Annotated in this window: 12 protein-coding genes, 3 rRNA genes and 1 pseudogene; 5 read left to right on the plus strand and 11 right to left on the minus strand. The window is 58.8% G+C overall.

The genetic code is table 11. The features are described 5' to 3' along the window. The first annotated feature begins 3 nt into the window (after window positions 1-3). The 3 genes from AB4O16_RS04325 to AB4O16_RS04335 are packed head-to-tail and all read left to right on the plus strand — an operon-like array spanning window position 4 to window position 2,874. Window positions 4-915 (plus strand): ABC transporter permease subunit, encoded by a 912-nt coding sequence (locus AB4O16_RS04325; protein WP_460155684.1) that lies wholly within the window; start codon window positions 4-6, stop codon window positions 913-915. Between the two features lie 10 nt (window positions 916-925). After that, window positions 926-1,894, plus strand: a complete 969-nt coding sequence (locus AB4O16_RS04330) for an ABC transporter ATP-binding protein (protein ID WP_460155683.1) — start codon at window positions 926-928, stop codon at window positions 1,892-1,894. Next, the gene (locus AB4O16_RS04335) at window positions 1,894-2,874 is read left to right on the plus strand and encodes a peptide ABC transporter ATP-binding protein (RefSeq protein ID WP_460155682.1); all 981 of its coding nucleotides are present in this window, start codon (window positions 1,894-1,896) and stop codon (window positions 2,872-2,874) included. The genes AB4O16_RS04330 and AB4O16_RS04335 overlap by 1 nt, the downstream gene beginning before the upstream one ends. Before the next feature lie 163 nt (window positions 2,875-3,037). Here AB4O16_RS04335 and rrf read toward each other — a convergent pair. From rrf to AB4O16_RS04350, 3 genes are all read right to left on the minus strand, one after another. Next, a 5S ribosomal RNA gene (gene rrf / locus AB4O16_RS04340) occupies window positions 3,038-3,153 on the minus strand. Window positions 3,154-3,306: 153 nt separating this feature from the next. Beyond that, window positions 3,307-6,200: ribosomal RNA gene (locus AB4O16_RS04345) — 23S ribosomal RNA — on the minus strand. A 275-nt stretch (window positions 6,201-6,475) separates the two neighbouring features. Further along, a 16S ribosomal RNA gene (locus AB4O16_RS04350) occupies window positions 6,476-8,012 on the minus strand. The 16S, 23S and 5S rRNA genes sit together here, the layout of an rRNA operon. A gap of 638 nt (window positions 8,013-8,650) precedes the next feature. Between AB4O16_RS04350 and AB4O16_RS04355 the strand changes: the two genes are divergently transcribed. Further along, window positions 8,651-9,685, plus strand: coding sequence for a sensor domain-containing diguanylate cyclase (locus AB4O16_RS04355; protein ID WP_160390283.1), 1,035 nt, complete (start codon window positions 8,651-8,653; stop codon window positions 9,683-9,685). 123 nt (window positions 9,686-9,808) lie between these two features. Next, window positions 9,809-10,363, plus strand: coding sequence for a YdeI/OmpD-associated family protein (locus AB4O16_RS04360; RefSeq protein WP_460157100.1), 555 nt, complete (start codon window positions 9,809-9,811; stop codon window positions 10,361-10,363). A gap of 173 nt (window positions 10,364-10,536) precedes the next feature. Here the strand turns inward: AB4O16_RS04360 and AB4O16_RS04365 are convergent, their stop codons facing one another. The 8 genes and pseudogenes from AB4O16_RS04365 to AB4O16_RS04400 all read right to left on the minus strand — a co-directional run bounded on the left by AB4O16_RS04365 (window position 10,537) and on the right by AB4O16_RS04400 (window position 18,978). Continuing rightward, window positions 10,537-11,493 carry a hypothetical protein gene (locus AB4O16_RS04365; protein ID WP_460157101.1) on the minus strand — a complete coding sequence of 319 codons (957 nt, stop codon included), beginning with the start codon at window positions 11,491-11,493 and terminating at the stop codon, window positions 10,537-10,539. A gap of 563 nt (window positions 11,494-12,056) precedes the next feature. Beyond that, a complete protein-coding gene (locus tag AB4O16_RS04370) occupies window positions 12,057-13,214 on the minus strand; it encodes an MFS transporter (protein ID WP_460157102.1) in 1,158 nt (385 codons plus the stop codon). A 15-nt stretch (window positions 13,215-13,229) separates the two neighbouring features. Then, complete coding sequence (locus AB4O16_RS04375; RefSeq protein ID WP_160390287.1) at window positions 13,230-13,601, minus strand: ethanolamine utilization protein EutQ; 372 nt, start codon at window positions 13,599-13,601, stop codon at window positions 13,230-13,232. Then, entirely contained in the window at window positions 13,598-14,926 is a 1,329-nt protein-coding gene (locus AB4O16_RS04380) for an NAD(P)/FAD-dependent oxidoreductase (RefSeq protein WP_460157103.1), read from the minus strand. The genes AB4O16_RS04375 and AB4O16_RS04380 overlap by 4 nt, the downstream gene beginning before the upstream one ends. Window positions 14,927-14,936: 10 nt before the next feature. Beyond that, entirely contained in the window at window positions 14,937-16,172 is a 1,236-nt protein-coding gene (locus tag AB4O16_RS04385) for an FAD-dependent oxidoreductase (RefSeq protein ID WP_460158034.1), read from the minus strand. Next, window positions 16,161-16,322: pseudogene (locus AB4O16_RS04390) on the minus strand (rubredoxin); the annotation flags it as partial. The pseudogene AB4O16_RS04390 and the gene AB4O16_RS04385, both read right to left, overlap by 12 nt. 12 nt (window positions 16,323-16,334) lie before the next feature. Then, on the minus strand, window positions 16,335-17,780 hold the full coding sequence (locus tag AB4O16_RS04395) for an aldehyde dehydrogenase family protein (RefSeq protein ID WP_460157104.1): 1,446 nt from the start codon (window positions 17,778-17,780) through the stop codon (window positions 16,335-16,337). 10 nt (window positions 17,781-17,790) lie between these two features. Continuing rightward, window positions 17,791-18,978, minus strand: coding sequence for an aromatic ring-hydroxylating oxygenase subunit alpha (locus tag AB4O16_RS04400; protein ID WP_460157105.1), 1,188 nt, complete (start codon window positions 18,976-18,978; stop codon window positions 17,791-17,793). Window positions 18,979-18,990: the final 12 nt, after the last annotated feature.

The following is an 18,990-nucleotide window of genomic DNA, read 5'->3' on the forward strand; positions in this document are numbered from 1 at the left end:
ACCATGACCACTCCAATTCCATCGGTAGCAGTCGATCAAAGCCTGCTGTACCCGTCCCCGTACAAAGAGTTCTGGCAAGCGTTCGCCAAGAACAAAGGCGCCGTCGCCGGCCTGATGTTCATGCTGCTGGTGATTTTCTGCGCCATCTTCGCCCCGTGGGTGGCCCCCCACGATCCGAGCGAGCAATACCGTGACTTCCTGCTGACCCCGCCGGCCTGGCTGGAAGGTGGGCAGATCCAGTTCCTGCTCGGCACCGATGAACTGGGCCGCGACCTGCTGTCGCGCCTGATCCAGGGTTCGCGCCTGTCCTTGCTGATCGGCTTGTCGTCGGTGGTGATGTCGCTGATTCCGGGCATCCTGCTGGGCCTGTTCGCCGGGTTCTTCCCGCGCGTGCTCGGCCCGACCATCATGCGCCTGATGGACATCATGCTGGCCCTGCCGTCCCTGCTGCTGGCCGTGGCGATCGTCGCCATCCTCGGCCCTGGCCTGATCAACACCGTGATCGCCATCGCCGTGGTGTCCCTGCCGTCCTACGTGCGTCTGACCCGCGCCGCGGTGATGGGCGAGCTGAACCGCGACTACGTGACCGCCGCGCGCCTGGCCGGTGCCGGCCTGCCGCGCCTGATGTTCGTCACCGTGCTGCCCAACTGCATGGCGCCGCTGATCGTGCAGGCCACCCTGAGCTTCTCTTCGGCGATCCTCGATGCCGCCGCACTGGGCTTCCTCGGCCTTGGCGTACAACCGCCAACCCCTGAGTGGGGCACCATGCTGGCCTCGGCCCGCGACTACATCGAACGCGCCTGGTGGGTGGTGAGCCTGCCGGGTTTGACCATTTTGCTCAGCGTGCTGGCAATCAACTTGATGGGTGACGGCCTGCGCGACGCGCTGGACCCGAAACTCAAGAACGCCGCCTGAGGAGATTCCCATGTCACTGTTAGAAATCAAGAATCTCAACGTGCGTTTCGGCGACAAGACCGCCACGCCGGTGGTCGACGGCCTCGACCTGAAAGTCGACAAGGGCGAAGTGTTGGCCATCGTTGGCGAGTCCGGTTCCGGCAAGTCCGTGACCATGATGGCGTTGATGGGGCTGATCGAGCACCCCGGCATCGTCACCGCCGACTCGCTCAGTTTCGACGGCAAGGACATGCTCAAGCTCAGCAACCGTCAGCGTCGGCAGATCGTCGGCAAAGACCTGTCGATGGTCTTCCAGGACCCGATGACCGCGCTGAACCCGAGCTACACCGTCGGTTTCCAGATCGAAGAAGTGCTGCGCCTGCACCTGAAAATGTCCGGCAAACAAGCACGCAAGCGCGCCATCGAACTGCTGGAGAAAGTTGAAATCCCGGGCGCCGCCAGCCGCATGGACGCCTACCCGCATCAACTGTCCGGCGGCATGAGCCAGCGTGTCGCGATTGCCATGGCGATTGCCGGCGAACCGAAACTGCTGATCGCCGACGAACCGACCACGGCATTGGACGTCACCATCCAGGCGCAGATCATGGACCTGCTGCTGGCGTTGCAGAAAGAGCAGAACATGGGCCTGGTGCTGATCACCCACGACCTCGCCGTCGTCGCCGAAACCGCCCAGCGCGTGTGCGTGATGTACGCCGGGCAAGCGGTCGAAGTCGGTCAGGTGCCGCAACTGTTCGACATTCCGGCGCACCCGTACAGCGAAGCGCTGCTCAAGGCGATTCCGGAACACAGCCAGGGCGCCGCGCGCCTGTCGACCCTGCCGGGCATCGTGCCCGGTCGCTACGACCGTCCGCAGGGCTGCCTGCTGTCGCCGCGCTGCCCGTATGTGAAAGACAACTGCCGTCAACAACGTCCGGCCCTTGACCCGAAAAGCAACAGCCTCGCTCGCTGCTTCTACCCGCTGAACCAGGAGGTGGCGTAATGGCCGTCGTTCTTACCGCCCGCGACCTGACCCGTCACTACGAAGTGTCCCGTGGCCTGTTCAAGGGGCACGCCACCGTGCGCGCGCTCAACGGCGTGTCGTTCGAACTCGAAGCCGGCAAGACCCTCGCCGTCGTCGGTGAATCGGGCTGCGGCAAATCCACCCTGGCCCGTGCCCTGACGCTGATCGAAGAACCGTCGTCCGGCTCCTTGAAAATCGCCGGCCAGGAAGTCGCCGGCGCCGACAAGGCCCAGCGCAAACAACTGCGCAAAGACGTGCAGATGGTGTTCCAGAGCCCGTACGCCTCGTTGAACCCGCGGCAGAAGGTCGGCGACCAGCTGGCCGAACCGCTGCTGATCAACACCAACCTGAGCGCCGCGCAACGTCGCGAGAAAGTCCAGGCGATGATGAAGCAGGTGGGCTTGCGTCCCGAGCACTACCAGCGTTATCCGCACATGTTCTCCGGCGGTCAACGCCAGCGGATCGCCCTCGCCCGCGCGATGATGCTGCAACCGAAAGTGCTGGTCGCGGACGAACCGACCTCGGCGCTGGACGTGTCGATCCAGGCCCAGGTGCTGAACCTGTTCATGGACCTGCAGCAGGAATTCAACACCGCCTACGTGTTCATTTCCCACAACCTGGCGGTGGTGCAACACGTGGCCGATGACGTGATGGTCATGTACCTCGGTCGCCCGGTGGAAATGGGTCCGAAGAACGCCATCTACGAACGCCCCCTGCACCCGTACACCCAGGCCCTGTTGTCGGCGACACCGACCATTCACCCGGACCCGAACAAACCGAAAATCAAGATCGTCGGCGAACTGCCCAACCCGCTGAACCCGCCACCCGGCTGCGCGTTCCACAAGCGCTGCCCGTACGCCACCGAGCGTTGCAGCACCGAAGAGCCGGCCCTGCGCCTGCTCGACGGGCGCCAGGTGGCTTGCCACTATGCCGAGCAATTCCTCGACGGCGCGGCATAAAAAACTGTGGGAGCGAGCTTGCTGGCGATGGTCGTCAACGATGACGCGGGCTGTCTGGGGCCCCGTGGTGTCCTGGCGTTTTTCGCGAGCAGGCTCGCTCCTACAATGCGGCGCAAAAACAAAACCCCTACCTGCATACGCAGATAGGGGTTTCGGAATTTAATCTTGACGATGACCTACTCTCACATGGGGAAACCCCACACTACCATCGGCGATGCATCGTTTCACTGCTGAGTTCGGGATGGGATCAGGTGGTTCCAACGCTCTATGGTCGTCAAGAAACTCGGGTACTGAGTCGTGACCAGATGGCCTCGCTTCAGCAAATTGGGTATGTGACAGCTTTCGGTGTTTTGTGAGTATCACGAACTTTCGGTTCATTTCGTCTTCACACACCGCAATCTGGCCTTTCGACGCAAATTGCTTGGGTGTTATATGGTCAAGCCTCACGGGCAATTAGTATTGGTTAGCTCAACGCCTCACAGCGCTTACACACCCAACCTATCAACGTCGTAGTCTTCGACGGCCCTTCAGGGGACTCAAGGTCCCAGTGAGATCTCATCTTGAGGCTAGTTTCCCGCTTAGATGCTTTCAGCGGTTATCTATTCCGAACATAGCTACCCGGCAATGCCACTGGCGTGACAACCGGAACACCAGAGGTTCGTCCACTCCGGTCCTCTCGTACTAGGAGCAGCCCCTCTCAAATCTCAAACGTCCACGGCAGATAGGGACCGAACTGTCTCACGACGTTCTAAACCCAGCTCGCGTACCACTTTAAATGGCGAACAGCCATACCCTTGGGACCGGCTTCAGCCCCAGGATGTGATGAGCCGACATCGAGGTGCCAAACACCGCCGTCGATATGAACTCTTGGGCGGTATCAGCCTGTTATCCCCGGAGTACCTTTTATCCGTTGAGCGATGGCCCTTCCATACAGAACCACCGGATCACTAAGACCTACTTTCGTACCTGCTCGACGTGTCTGTCTCGCAGTCAAGCGCGCTTTTGCCTTTATACTCTACGACCGATTTCCGACCGGTCTGAGCGCACCTTCGTACTCCTCCGTTACTCTTTAGGAGGAGACCGCCCCAGTCAAACTACCCACCATACACTGTCCTCGATCCGGATAACGGACCTGAGTTAGAACCTCAAAGTTGCCAGGGTGGTATTTCAAGGTTGGCTCCACGCGAACTGGCGTCCACGCTTCAAAGCCTCCCACCTATCCTACACAAGCAAATTCAAAGTCCAGTGCAAAGCTATAGTAAAGGTTCACGGGGTCTTTCCGTCTAGCCGCGGATACACTGCATCTTCACAGCGATTTCAATTTCACTGAGTCTCGGGTGGAGACAGCGCCGCCATCGTTACGCCATTCGTGCAGGTCGGAACTTACCCGACAAGGAATTTCGCTACCTTAGGACCGTTATAGTTACGGCCGCCGTTTACCGGGGCTTCGATCAAGAGCTTCGCGTTAGCTAACCCCATCAATTAACCTTCCGGCACCGGGCAGGCGTCACACCCTATACGTCCACTTTCGTGTTTGCAGAGTGCTGTGTTTTTAATAAACAGTCGCAGCGGCCTGGTATCTTCGACCGGCGTGGGCTTACGGAGCAAGTCCTTCACCCTCACCGGCGCACCTTCTCCCGAAGTTACGGTGCCATTTTGCCTAGTTCCTTCACCCGAGTTCTCTCAAGCGCCTTGGTATTCTCTACCCAACCACCTGTGTCGGTTTGGGGTACGGTTCCTGGTTACCTGAAGCTTAGAAGCTTTTCTTGGAAGCATGGCATCAACCACTTCGTGTTCTAAAAGAACACTCGTCATCAGCTCTCGGCCTTAAGATCCCGGATTTACCTAAGATCTCAGCCTACCACCTTAAACTTGGACAACCAACGCCAAGCTGGCCTAGCCTTCTCCGTCCCTCCATCGCAATAACCAGAAGTACAGGAATATTAACCTGTTTTCCATCGACTACGCTTTTCAGCCTCGCCTTAGGGACCGACTAACCCTGCGTCGATTAACGTTGCGCAGGAAACCTTGGTCTTTCGGCGTGGGTGTTTTTCACACCCATTGTCGTTACTCATGTCAGCATTCGCACTTCTGATACCTCCAGCAAGCTTCTCAACTCACCTTCACAGGCTTACAGAACGCTCCTCTACCGCATCACCCGAAGGTGATACCCGTAGCTTCGGTGTATGGTTTGAGCCCCGTTACATCTTCCGCGCAGGCCGACTCGACTAGTGAGCTATTACGCTTTCTTTAAAGGGTGGCTGCTTCTAAGCCAACCTCCTAGCTGTCTAAGCCTTCCCACATCGTTTCCCACTTAACCATAACTTTGGGACCTTAGCTGACGGTCTGGGTTGTTTCCCTTTTCACGACGGACGTTAGCACCCGCCGTGTGTCTCCCATGCTCGGCACTTGTAGGTATTCGGAGTTTGCATCGGTTTGGTAAGTCGGGATGACCCCCTAGCCGAAACAGTGCTCTACCCCCTACAGTGATACATGAGGCGCTACCTAAATAGCTTTCGAGGAGAACCAGCTATCTCCGAGCTTGATTAGCCTTTCACTCCGATCCACAGGTCATCCGCTAACTTTTCAACGGTAGTCGGTTCGGTCCTCCAGTTAGTGTTACCCAACCTTCAACCTGCCCATGGATAGATCGCCCGGTTTCGGGTCTATTCCCAGCGACTAGACGCCCTATTAAGACTCGCTTTCGCTACGCCTCCCCTATTCGGTTAAGCTCGCCACTGAAAATAAGTCGCTGACCCATTATACAAAAGGTACGCAGTCACCCAACAAAGTGGGCTCCCACTGCTTGTACGCATACGGTTTCAGGATCTATTTCACTCCCCTCTCCGGGGTTCTTTTCGCCTTTCCCTCACGGTACTAGTTCACTATCGGTCAGTCAGTAGTATTTAGCCTTGGAGGATGGTCCCCCCATATTCAGACAAAGTTTCTCGTGCTCCGTCCTACTCGATTTCATGACTAAGAGATTTTCGCGTACAGGGCTATCACCCACTATGGCCGCACTTTCCAGAGCGTTCCGCTAATCTCAAAGCCACTTAAGGGCTAGTCCCCGTTCGCTCGCCACTACTAAGGGAATCTCGGTTGATTTCTTTTCCTCAGGGTACTTAGATGTTTCAGTTCCCCTGGTTCGCCTCTTGCACCTATGTATTCAGTACAAGATAACCATCTTATGATGGCTGGGTTCCCCCATTCAGACATCTCCGGATCAAAGTCTGTTTGCCGACTCCCCGAAGCTTTTCGCAGGCTACCACGTCTTTCATCGCCTCTGACTGCCAAGGCATCCACCGTATGCGCTTCTTCACTTGACCATATAACCCCAAGCAATCTGGTTATACTATGAAGACGACATTCGCCGAAAATTCGCAAAACTCTTAAGAGTCACTCACAAATTTTACCTTAGCCTGATCCGTTACCAGTGAAAGTAACGTTCAGTCTATTTTTCTATCACATACCCAAATTTTTAAAGAACGGTTCTGAAAAGATCAGAGCTAAGTATTCGAAGCGAATATTTAACTCTGCACTTTTACAAACGCGTGAATCAAGCAATTCGTGTGGGAGCTTATGGAGCAGCTGAGTCGTCGATTAAGGAGGTGATCCAGCCGCAGGTTCCCCTACGGCTACCTTGTTACGACTTCACCCCAGTCATGAATCACACCGTGGTAACCGTCCTCCCGAAGGTTAGACTAGCTACTTCTGGTGCAACCCACTCCCATGGTGTGACGGGCGGTGTGTACAAGGCCCGGGAACGTATTCACCGCGACATTCTGATTCGCGATTACTAGCGATTCCGACTTCACGCAGTCGAGTTGCAGACTGCGATCCGGACTACGATCGGTTTTCTGGGATTAGCTCCACCTCGCGGCTTGGCAACCCTCTGTACCGACCATTGTAGCACGTGTGTAGCCCAGGCCGTAAGGGCCATGATGACTTGACGTCATCCCCACCTTCCTCCGGTTTGTCACCGGCAGTCTCCTTAGAGTGCCCACCATGACGTGCTGGTAACTAAGGACAAGGGTTGCGCTCGTTACGGGACTTAACCCAACATCTCACGACACGAGCTGACGACAGCCATGCAGCACCTGTCTCAATGTTCCCGAAGGCACCAATCCATCTCTGGAAAGTTCATTGGATGTCAAGGCCTGGTAAGGTTCTTCGCGTTGCTTCGAATTAAACCACATGCTCCACCGCTTGTGCGGGCCCCCGTCAATTCATTTGAGTTTTAACCTTGCGGCCGTACTCCCCAGGCGGTCAACTTAATGCGTTAGCTGCGCCACTAAGAGCTCAAGGCTCCCAACGGCTAGTTGACATCGTTTACGGCGTGGACTACCAGGGTATCTAATCCTGTTTGCTCCCCACGCTTTCGCACCTCAGTGTCAGTATCAGTCCAGGTGGTCGCCTTCGCCACTGGTGTTCCTTCCTATATCTACGCATTTCACCGCTACACAGGAAATTCCACCACCCTCTACCATACTCTAGCTTGTCAGTTTTGAATGCAGTTCCCAGGTTGAGCCCGGGGCTTTCACATCCAACTTAACAAACCACCTACGCGCGCTTTACGCCCAGTAATTCCGATTAACGCTTGCACCCTCTGTATTACCGCGGCTGCTGGCACAGAGTTAGCCGGTGCTTATTCTGTCGGTAACGTCAAGACAGCAACGTATTAAGTTACTGCCCTTCCTCCCAACTTAAAGTGCTTTACAATCCGAAGACCTTCTTCACACACGCGGCATGGCTGGATCAGGCTTTCGCCCATTGTCCAATATTCCCCACTGCTGCCTCCCGTAGGAGTCTGGACCGTGTCTCAGTTCCAGTGTGACTGATCATCCTCTCAGACCAGTTACGGATCGTCGCCTTGGTGAGCCATTACCTCACCAACTAGCTAATCCGACCTAGGCTCATCTGATAGCGCAAGGCCCGAAGGTCCCCTGCTTTCTCCCGTAGGACGTATGCGGTATTAGCGTTCCTTTCGAAACGTTGTCCCCCACTACCAGGCAGATTCCTAGGCATTACTCACCCGTCCGCCGCTGAATTCAGGAGCAAGCTCCTGTCATCCGCTCGACTTGCATGTGTTAGGCCTGCCGCCAGCGTTCAATCTGAGCCATGATCAAACTCTTCAGTTCAAACATCTTTGGGTTTTGAGAAAACCCTAAACTTGGCTCAGCAATCGTTGGTTACATCTTTGATTTCTCGCGGAGTAACTTGTGATGCTGATAATCTGTTGACTAGCAGTCTGACTCCACAAGCACCCACACGAATTGCTTGATTCAGTTGTTAAAGAGCGGTTGGTTAAGATCTTTCGTCTCAACCGAGGTGCGCATCTTACAGCGCATCTTTTCAATTTGCAACCTTAAAAGTTTCTGATTTTTCAACAAAATCAACTACTTAAGCCAAGATCAACATCGAGTTGCTCGTTAGCGGGAGGCGAATAGTACAGTATTAAAATACGTGGTCAACCCCCACCGGGAAATTCTTTTCCCTTATCAAAGAGCAAGGTTGCCACCATGAAAACCTTCAAGATCCGTACAAAGCACCAGGGCAGCAGAGTCGCCTGACGACGTCATCACTGAATCGCCCCTTATACGAGGATGCTGACTGACCACTTTTGGCTGCTCTCTGCCGGTCTCGACAGGCAGAAAACGGCCAGAAACGGTCGCTCTCTTGTCCTGGCAGCCTCATTCAACTGGCTCAAGCCCTGCGATGTTCAGTAATGCGCTGATTAGTCGATAATGAAATACCACTTAGCTATCGGCACGCCCAAATGGATCAGATTCTTTCTCTTCTCTCCGATACCATTCCAAAAGCCCAAACCCTGGAGCAACTAACGCGTCCCTTGCTGGCCCTGCTCAGCAAGGTAACCGGTATGGAGTCCACCTACCTGACGACCATTGATACCGACGAGGGTGTCCAGCGTGTCGAGTTCGCACGCAACGTCGGAGACATGGTGATTCCTGAAGGGCTGGTCGTGCCTTGGACAGATACTCTGTGCAAGCGGGCGCTGGATGAAAATCGCATGTACTCGGATAACGTTGCCGAATGCTGGAGTGACTCGCAGGCCGCCGCGGCCTTGGGCATCAGAACTTACGTGAGCGCGCCAATCAGGTCCCAGGACGGGCAAGTGCTGGGGACGGTATGTGCCGCCAGCTCGGATCAGGTGGCCCGCTCTCCTGACGTGGAACCCTTGCTGATGCTGTTGTCAGGGCTGCTGGGATACTCCCTTGAACGTGGACTGCTAGTTGAGCGACTCCAGGCTGCCAACGCCGAGTTGACCAAGCTGGCCCTGACGGACCCACTCACCGGCCTGTCCAACCGGCGTGCCATTTTAAACGATGCCGCGCGCCTGTTCGCCCTGGCCCAACGGGAGCACAAGTACATACTGATCGGTGTCATCGATCTGGATGGGTTCAAGCTCATCAACGACACCCGCGGTCACCTGGCAGGTGACCAGCTACTGCGCGACGTGGCCGCACGACTGCAGCACGTCCTTAGAAGCAGCGACATCATCGGGCGTACCGGAGGTGATGAGTTCATCGTGATCGCCTTGGGCACTCCATCCGAACACTCGGACCCGGAAAAGGACAAGCGACATGCCGCCGAACTGCTTCAGGAGCGCCTGTCCAAAGCGACAATAGGGCGATATGAGCTGGGCCACGGTCTTGATGATGTTCAATATGCCGGAGCGAGTGTTGGGGTCGTGGCAGTGGTTCCGGGGAGCATGACTGTGGACGAGGCCACAAAACTGGCAGACCGCGAGATGTATAAGGTCAAACAGCAGCGAAACCGTCAACGGCTGTAGGAACGCCGAAGCTCGGCATTGGGTCGGTAACTGCCGTTCGCGACAGGTAGAAAACGGCCAGAATCAGCCGCTGGACAGGCTAGTGACCAATAGCCGTCAAGCGTATTGGTTAAAGGAGTTGCAATGACAACAATCGATGTGAAATCCAGATTCGAAGCCAGGCTTCTTCGTCCGGCAAAGCCTGGCAGTGATGCGTCGTGGGCGTTCGTAGTACTGCCAACAGACGCAAGTGAACAGCTTCCGAGGCGAGGAAGGACGACCGTTGCAGGCACGATCAACGGGCACCCTTTCCAGGCAACCCTTGAACCGGATGGTCAACTGAGCCATTGGCTGCCGATAAGTAGAGAGTTAATCGAAGCCGCGGGCGTGGTCGTTGGGGATATCGTTACACTGGAGCTAAGCCCTGTGAAGAAGGAACCCGAGCCCGACATCCCGACAGATTTTCAGGAGGCGCTGGCAGCCACTCCCGAGGCTCGTGAAGTCTGGAACAATACGACGACCATCGCACGAGTAGACTGGATACACTGGATTACTTCAGCCAAGCAAACCAAGACGCGCGCAAAACGCATTGGCGACGCCTGCGATATGCTTGCATCCGGCAAGAAGAAGGTTTGCTGTTTCGACCCGTCCGGTTACTACAGCAAGGCCTTCCGTGCACCCGAGGCAGAAGATTCTTAACTGAAGGTCAGTGTGATGACACGAAGGGCGACGGGGTTGTCGGTGCCTACGCGTGTCGACTGGTTCTGAATAGACAAGGTGAGGCCATGCTAGTGCCGGGTGTGGTGGTGGACTATGCCGGATTGGATTTGAGTCTTGCCTGATCCCTGATCCTTAAGCTCCAACGCAGCACGTTACTCCTTCGGCTGTTCTTGAACGCCGAGATCTCGATACTTTTGCTTACCCCACACGGCAGGATCTGGAACCACTTCGATCACCCTGGTTGGCGGAGTATTGATATTAAACCCGGGCTCCATTTTCTCACGCATTTCCAGGTACTGGCCCAGGAAGGCGTCGTAAGCCAGGCGGGGCGCGTACTGAACGCCTCCTTTCTGGTCCACCGCCTCGCCGTGATAGAACAAATCCACGCCCTGGGTAAGCGGCACTAACAGGCTGGCGACAGGTTTGTAGTCACCCTCATAAAGAGTGAGCCGCAGCTTTGCCTTTGCACCGTACAGTTGCCCCATCTGTTCGGCGAACCAATTGACGTATTGGTCGCCGTTAATCCGCGTTGGGTTGGCAGGCAGCGTATAAGCAGTGTCCAGTTTTCGATTCTCACGGATGCGACTGGCCATCCCATTCAGCTCCAATCCTTCAGCGAACTCGACATCGACCTGTTCCCCAGCCTCGATTTTGATCGGCTTGTTCATCGAAATCACGGGCCACAACAAGTTCTTGGAGAAGTATGAGCCGCCACCTTTCGACAGGTTTCTCGCCTGCACTATCTCCCACTTGGCTGACGTCAGGAGAATTGGCGCCGCCGTTATATTGGTCACACGGACTGAAACATAGACCTGTTCATTGATGGTTTGCTCACCACCGCCGGGGCGTCCGAACATCGGAGTTGGGCTGAGCCAAGCCTCTGCCACAAAGAGCCTGCGGCCCTGGCTCGCGGCAGTGATGTCGGTCAGGCGCTCCAGTACTTCTTCCGTGACGCCGATGCAATAACTATTTCCCGATGCGCCCGCACCGGTAACGATCGACGAGCACGGTCCCGTGGTCTGCATATTCTGGGATTGCGCCAGAGCAAGCTGAGGCAACACCAGCACCGAAAGCATCATCACCGCATGGAGAAGTTTTTCCTTCGTCACGGCCGGGTGTCGACTGTGGATTTAACCACAGCGCCTTGCCCGGTCACGATTGGCGAGGCCGCTCCGTGAGTGGAAATTCCATTCTTCGCCGGGGCATCTGCAGGCGCCGACCTGCTTGGCCCTTTGACTTCGGTTACGACATGCGCATCAGCTGCGGTGATGATGGGAGAGGCGTCGCCATGGGTGGAGATTGAAGGGCTTGGATGCTGTGCTGGTTGCAGTGTCACGCCTATCCGATCGGGGTTTGCTTCAACTTGCAGCTCACGATTTTGAACGAGTGCCGAGATGGTCATCACCCCAATTACAACAACCAGGATGAACGTCGCTACCGACATCTTTCGGACACTTCTCGACCTTGCGGGCGGCTGTTGCGAATTTCCATTCAATTTTGAACTCCTGTAATTATTGGCGGGGCAGTATCCCTACCGCCGCTGCTGGCAGCTACTGTGCAAGGTACATCCATGCCTGAGGCGGTGAGAGTATTGATCAAACTGACTCTGGCTTTCATCGTAATAAATCCATGGCCCCTGCTTCAAGAGTTCCTCCAGGCGTTCACGCCCCACTCACGGCACCTGCGCAACAGCAGCAGGAACCCGTTGCCTGTCACTGACCAGGCAAACAACCAGCGCCGTCACGGCAATGCCGAACAGGTACAGAGCCTGGCGTCCAAAATGCTCCATCAACGCACCTGCCACCAACGGGCCGATGGTCGCGCCGATGCCGAACGTCACCAGTAACACCCCGGCGACGGATACGCGCAACTCCGGCTCCAGATTGTCATTGGCGTGCACAACGCCCAATGGATACAGGCAGAACTGCAGGAACCCGATGACTGAGCCCGCCAGCATGACCCAGCCCGGCCCTGGTGCCGGCAAAAAGGCCAATGGCAGGTAAGCGATGCAAAGCAAAGCGGCGGTCAGGCGAATCAGGCCAACACGGGAGAAACGGTCCGACAGTTTGCCCAGTGGCAGCTGCGCAAACAGTCCGGCCGCAATACTCAAGGCCATGAACTGACCAACCTGCGCGGGGCTGAAACCCGATTGCGCAGCGAAGATCGGCGTCAGTCCATAGAAGCAGCCGTTGAGCAATCCCGACGCGAGAATAGTGCCCAGCGATTGCGGGAGCCGCCGGACATAACGCATGAAGCTGACCCGCGTCTGACTGATCGGGCTGGGCTGTGTTCCCCTGTGCATGGCCATCGGCACCAGCCCCATGGCAAACGCGATCGCCACGCCCGACAACACCAGGGCATCGAGCCCGTTGCCGAAGCTGAGCAACAGTTGCCCCAGCATCATGCCGACGTAGCTGGCCACCATATACAGCGACATGGCACCGCCACGGCGGCCACTCGGCGCGCAGTCGTTGAGCCAGCTTTCGATGACCATCAGTTGGCACATCATCGCCACGCCGACCACAAACCTCAGCGCCAGCCACAGCGCCAGCCAGTCACTCAACTGATGGCTGAGGACCGCCGTGACGATCACGCCGGCACTCACCACGAATGCCCGCACATGCGAGATCCGGCCAATCAGCCAGTAACCGATCCGTCCTCCCAGTACCATTCCCAGCGCATTGGCCGCCATCAGTGCGCCGCCCCAGACCTCGGCGATACCGGCGGCGTTCAGGCGCAAGGCCAGATACGTCATCAGCAGGCTGGAGCCCAGTTGCATCAGCAGCGCGGCAGCGTAAATCGTTGCAAACACCTTGGTGAGCGCAAACATGTTCAGTTTCCCGGATCAGATGAGGCCGTGACGTTGCTTCCAGTCACCGGGATGCACGACATAGCCAAACAGTGCGTGGCCGCCGTAGACGAGCTCGGTACCTTCGGGAATCCAGAGCAATTGCCCAGGTACGACCCGGTACAGTTCGCCGTTCGCCCGCAGTTCGAAGCAGCCTTCGATGACGAAAATGACTTCGTCATACAGCAAGGTCCAGGCAACCTCGGCCCCCTCCCACCGCGCAAAGCCGATCCCCAGGTGAGGTGACACGTCGTTGCTCACGGCACGGGCAACGCTGGCGCCCCCGGGGGGGCCGCCGCGATGCACGAAGTCCAGGTCCCGGTGATCGACCAGCAGTACCGGTTTGCTGTCGGCCGGCGCACGGGTCATAGCTCGCTCCTGCTGTTCCAGGCCGCCCAACGGATACGCGAACGCACCCCGAGCCCCAGGAACGGTTCCGGCGGATTGCGCGAAGGCATGCCCGTCACCGTTTCGATGTCATCGAGCCGTTGCGAGTCGGCCCCCAGTACCTTGTCCGCCAGCAACGTGCCGGATATGGTGCCCCACGCGGCCCCTACCCCGTTGTCGCAAGCGGTGGCGAATACGCCGTCGTCGAGTTGCCCGAAGAAGTTGGTGAAGTTGCGCGAGATCGCGTAGACCCCGCCCCATGTGTGCGTAAAGGGTACGTGGGCAAGCTGGGGGTAACGGGAAAGGAATGCCGCATGATGATCCTCGCGGACTTTCAGGCGAGTTGCGTCATTGATGCTGCGCCCGTAGCGCGGCACATGCTTGTAGGTATTACGGATGATGAGACGGCGATCGCGGGTCATCCTCACCGTGGTACCGGCGTGGTCGGCTGGCGTCAGCCCCCAGTCGGCCTGGGCGCCGACAGTCGCCATCTCTTCGTCGGAGAGTGGACGCGTCCAGCTGGCAAACGTCATCACCGGCAGCAGCCGATTGCGCAGGTAACCGAACTCCTGGGTGAAGATACTGGTGCCAAGCAACACCTTCGGCGTTCGAATCAAACCCTCTTTGCCCTGCAGGATCCAGTTGCCGCCGGCGTCTTTCTCCAGGCGCTGGATGGGCGATTCTTCGAGTACTTCGACGTTGTCGGGCAGTGATGCGCCCAGACCGCGCACCAGTGCCGCCGGCTGCATGAGATAGCAACCCGGCGTAAAGATCGCGCGGCTGTAGTAGTCGGTGCCCAGCACGTTGGACAGTTCCTGGCGTTCCACCACGCGATAGGGCTCGCCGAGGTCCGCCATCAGTTTTTCGAAGTGACCGAGATACGCCAGGCCACGCTCACCCACTGCGCCTTGATACTTGCCGGCATGGGACCACTGACAATCGATGCCGTGACGACCGATCAGGGTCTGCAATTGGTCAATGGCCGCGCGATTGAGCCCGAGCAGGCGCTGCTTGTGCCGGGGGTCCGGATGCTCCAGGGCAAACTTGTGCGGCAAATCGATGACGAAACCGGAGTTGCGCCCCGATGCCCCGTAGCCGACACGCTGGGCGTCGACCAGCAGAATGCGCGACTGCGGCATGTGCTCGGCCAACCGGCGCGCCGCGGCGAGCCCGGCGAAGCCCGCGCCGATCACCACGTAGTCGGCCTTTTGCTCACCGCTCAGGCGCGTGGCTGGCAGCGGTTCCGGCAATGCGGCGTACCAGCCACAACTGCGGTCATCATGAGGCAGGTTAACGATACTGTTCATTGGTCGACTCTCAGGCCACATGCTGTTGGGTGTCCTGGCAGCGTTGCAGCCAGGCATTGCGTTGTTGTTGGGCCTGCCGTCCGAGCAGGACGAAGCCGCGCAAGGCGCCGGCGTTGTCACGGAAGGCAGCGCTCAGTCCGTCCCCGGTCGCGTCGCAGTGCCATTGCCCCTCACAATCGACGGGGGGCGGCAGCAGGCACAAAGGTGCCGCCGGCGTCTTCACCGTCACCGGCGCGAGTGGGTACGTCACCGGCGTCGGCTGCCCGGACAAGGTCCTGGCCAGGGCGCGGATGCCCTCGTTGATCGGCGCGAGATAGGGCAGCAATTGCCCATCGACCTCGATGCAATCGCCCAAGGCATAGATGCCGCGCTGCGAAGTCTGTAGCTGCGCATCCACCTTGATGCCGCGTCCGCAGGCCAGGCCGGCGGCTTGCGCCAGTTCCAGGTTGGGACGCAGACCGACGGCCGACAGCACCAGGTCCGCCTCGAAGTGCTGACCATCGGCCAGCGCCAGTCGATAGCCGTTCGAACCCTGCTCGATACGCTGCAAGGTCGTGCGCAAATGCCATTGCACGCCAAGACCGGACAATGCCTGTTGCAGTTGCAGGCCCGCCGGTTCCGGCAACAGGCGCTCCATCGGCCACTTGCCCAGACCGATGACCCGAACCTGATAACCACTGCTCGCCAGGTCATTGGCGAACTCACAGCCGATCAGCCCGTCGCCCAGCACCGCCACGCTGCGCACGCCGTCGAGACGTTCACGGAAGGCGCGGTAGTCCTGCAGGTTGTTGACGCTCAGCAGCGCATCGGCACAACCCTCGATGGGCAGGCGCAGCGGCGAAGCACCGCTGGCCAGGACGAGTTGGCCGTAGGCCATTTCGCCGAGATTGGTGTACAGGCGCCGTGCCTGGGCGTCGATTCGGTCGACCCGGCAATGGCTATAGATGCGAATGCCCAGGCGCTGTTCGAGGGCCAGCGGACTTTCCGTCGCCAGCGTCTCGGCGCTGCGCCCCTGGGCCAGGGCGATCGACAGCGCCGGCTTGGAGTAGTTGTGCCCGCAGTCCTGGGTCAGCACCCGGACATCGAGTTGCGGGTTGGCTTTGCGCAGCGCCTGCGCCAAGCCGTAACCGGCATGACCGCTACCGATGATGACCACCGGCTGGGCCGGCGCAACCACAGCAGCGGGCAGCTTGGCGATTGCCGGCGCAGCCGCCACGGCTTTCACCGGCTCGCTGATTTCGATCATCTCGAAATCGGCTTTGCCCACCTTGCACTCGGGGCACAACCAGTCTTCGGGGACGTCTTCCCAGCGGGTCCCGGCGGCAATGCCGTCGTCCGGCCAGCCCAGGGCTTCGTCATAAATCAGGCCACAGATAATGCAGAGCCACTTCTTCATGGTGCTTTCCCCTCACTCGCCCGCGATACGCACGGCCAGGTTTTTGGTGCGCACGTAGCTGTAGAGCGCTTCCTGGCCTTTCTCCCGCCCGAAACCGGAGAGCCCCACGCCACCGAACGGCGTTTCAATGCCGCCGGCGTACCACTCGTTGATAAACACCTGGCCAGCGCGCAGTCGCCGCGCACAACGCAGGGCACGATTGAGGTCCTGGGTGAAAACCCCCGCGACCAGACCGAATTCGGTGCCGTTGGCGATGGCGATGGCTTCTTCTTCGGTATCGAACGCAATGACCGCGAGCACCGGACCAAAGACCTCGGCCTGGGCGATCTGCATCTGCGGGGTGACGTCACGGAAAACCGTTGGCGCCATGAAATGCCCGCGCATCCCGCTGAGCGCCTCACCGCCGGTTGCCAACACAGCACCCTCTTCCTCGGCTCGCCGGCACATGGCTTCAATGCCCTGGAGCTGGCCTGCGGAGATCACCGGCGTCAGGTCCGGATTGTCCTGGCCGAGACCGACAGCCAGGCTTTCAGCCATTGCCACCACGTCCGCGACCACTTCTTCGTACAGGGACCGGTGCACCAGCAGGCGCGACATCGCCGAGCACACTTGGCCGGCATTGAAGAAGATGCCGTTGCGCACGCTGGCCAGCAGTTGCTCGCGATCGGCATCAGGAAACACCACGGCAGCCGACTTGCCACCCAACTCCATGACGCTGGGAATGGCATGTTCGGCGGCAGCCCGCAGGATGCTCTGACCGGTGCCGACGGAACCGGTGAAGACGATCTGGTTGACCGCGCGATGCCCGGCCATATAGGCGCCCACTTCCCGGCCGCGACCGCAGATCAGGTTGACGGCGCCCTGTGGCAACCCGGCACGCTCGATGGCCTGCAGCAGGACACACAGCCCCAGCGGAGAAATCTCCGGCGACTTGATCACCACGGCGTTGCCGGCAGCCAGGGCCGGTGCCAGCGAGCGGGCACAGATGGACACCGGAAAATTCCACGGCACGATCTGCAACGACACACCCATGGGGTCGTAGACCGTGAAGTCCATGTAGCCATTGCCCAGGGGAATGGAGGTGCCTTCGATCTTGTCGGCCATGCCGGCGTAGTACTCGAAGTAACGCGCCGCTTCGATGAACTCGTCGCGGGCATCACGCAGGCTCTTGCCGTTCTCCTGGCACAGGACCCACGCGCCCTCCTCGGTCACCGCGCGGATCTGCGCGGCAATTTCCAGCAGCCAGGTGACTCGCTGCGCAGGCCGCGCGCGGGTCAGTTCGCCGCTGTCGGCGCAGCGCCGTGCCGCCTGCAGCGCCCGCTCCGCGTCGGCCAGGCTGGCCTGGGCGATGGTGGCGACAGGCTCGGTTGTGCCTGGGTTATTGACGGTGAGGTGCTGCTCACTGTCGGTCCAGGTGCCGTCGATGAAGTTCAGCCAATGCGCTTGAATCGGATACATGGCCATGACCTCAAACGCTCTGCGCGCAGGCGAGAAGCTGACGCGCAGCCCACTGGTGGAAGAAGTGCGTCGGCAGATCCATTTCCGGGGAGAACGCGCCACCGCCATAACCCGGGGAGTGACGGCCTTTCTGCATGCCTTCGACCGAAGCGATGTCTTCGGCGAACACCACGCGCCAGGACTGCATGACCGCGTCACGCGCCGCTTCGAAACGGCTGTCGAGCGCCTCGTCGCCGACATAGAAAAGGCGCAGGTGCTCGACGGTCTTACCCGGTGCGATCGGCTCCAGCATCATGGCGAAGGCGTGGTCGGCCTGGATGCCCAGCAGGACGTTGGGGAAGAACGCGACGTATTCGGCGGTGCGCAAGCGATCCTGCGGCCAGGACGGGAAAATCGGCAGGTGTGTGCCGGCGACGTCGGACAGGTTATAGGCATGGCTGCCCTGGCCGGCGAACTGATCGAAGATGATGTTGTAGTGGTCTTCCAGGCGCGAATAGCTGTTCAGGCTCGGGTGCACCCAAGGCAGGTGGTAGGCCTCGCAGTAGTTTTCCACCGCCAGTTTCCAGTTGCAGTTGACCTCGATGCTCACGGCACCGCTGTTGGGTTCACGGCGCAGCAAGTCCATGCCATCGGTCCCGAGGAACTGGGTCCAGCGCTCGGTCAAGGGGGCGAGCTGCTCGTGCAGATCCGGTGCGTCGGCCGACAGGTTGATGAACACCATGTCCATCCAGATGGCGCTGCGCAATGCCTTCAGGCCATGCTTCTCGCAAGCGAAACGCTCGTCCTTGTGCTGGTTGATGCCGCCCACATGTGGCGTGCCCTTGAGGCCACCGTTGAGGTCGTATGTCCAGGAATGGTAGGGGCAACGAATCACGCCCTGCACTTCACCGGCTTGCTGCACCAGCTTGACGCCACGGTGACTGCAGACGTTGTGGAAGACCTGGACGACGCCTTCGCGGTTGCGCATCAGCAACAACGGCAGCCCCATGAAATCCACCGGCTTGACGTAGCTGTTGCTCGGCAGATCACTGGCGAAACCGACACAGGCCCAGTTGCGACCGAGCACGTGGTCGCGCTCCAGGTCGAAGTAGCGTTGGTCGGTATAAAACTCGTTGGTCAGACCATGGGCTTCATGGATAGGCGCCAGGACGGTTTCCAGGGCATGAGTGGGGATGAGGCGAGTCGCGGTCGTGGACATTATTGTTTTCTC

This window comes from Pseudomonas sp. S2_H10, assembly GCF_054668285.1.

What these genes read in the sequence shown, in the direction of transcription:
- AB4O16_RS04330 (WP_460155683.1), top strand. Translation starts at nt 926, where the DNA reads ATGTCACTGTTAGAAATCAAGAATCTCAACGTGCGTTTCGGCGACAAG.
- AB4O16_RS04375 (WP_160390287.1), bottom strand. Translation starts at nt 13,601, where the DNA reads ATGACCCGTGCGCCGGCCGACAGCAAACCGGTACTGCTGGTCGATCAC.
- AB4O16_RS04325 (WP_460155684.1), top strand. Translation starts at nt 4, where the DNA reads ATGACCACTCCAATTCCATCGGTAGCAGTCGATCAAAGCCTGCTGTAC.
- AB4O16_RS04335 (WP_460155682.1), top strand. Translation starts at nt 1,894, where the DNA reads ATGGCCGTCGTTCTTACCGCCCGCGACCTGACCCGTCACTACGAAGTG.
- AB4O16_RS04380 (WP_460157103.1), bottom strand. Translation starts at nt 14,926, where the DNA reads ATGAACAGTATCGTTAACCTGCCTCATGATGACCGCAGTTGTGGCTGG.
- AB4O16_RS04355 (WP_160390283.1), top strand. Translation starts at nt 8,651, where the DNA reads ATGGATCAGATTCTTTCTCTTCTCTCCGATACCATTCCAAAAGCCCAA.
- AB4O16_RS04395 (WP_460157104.1), bottom strand. Translation starts at nt 17,780, where the DNA reads ATGTATCCGATTCAAGCGCATTGGCTGAACTTCATCGACGGCACCTGG.
- AB4O16_RS04360 (WP_460157100.1), top strand. Translation starts at nt 9,809, where the DNA reads ATGACAACAATCGATGTGAAATCCAGATTCGAAGCCAGGCTTCTTCGT.
- AB4O16_RS04400 (WP_460157105.1), bottom strand. Translation starts at nt 18,978, where the DNA reads ATGTCCACGACCGCGACTCGCCTCATCCCCACTCATGCCCTGGAAACC.
- AB4O16_RS04370 (WP_460157102.1), bottom strand. Translation starts at nt 13,214, where the DNA reads ATGTTTGCGCTCACCAAGGTGTTTGCAACGATTTACGCTGCCGCGCTG.
- AB4O16_RS04385 (WP_460158034.1), bottom strand. Translation starts at nt 16,172, where the DNA reads ATGATCGAAATCAGCGAGCCGGTGAAAGCCGTGGCGGCTGCGCCGGCA.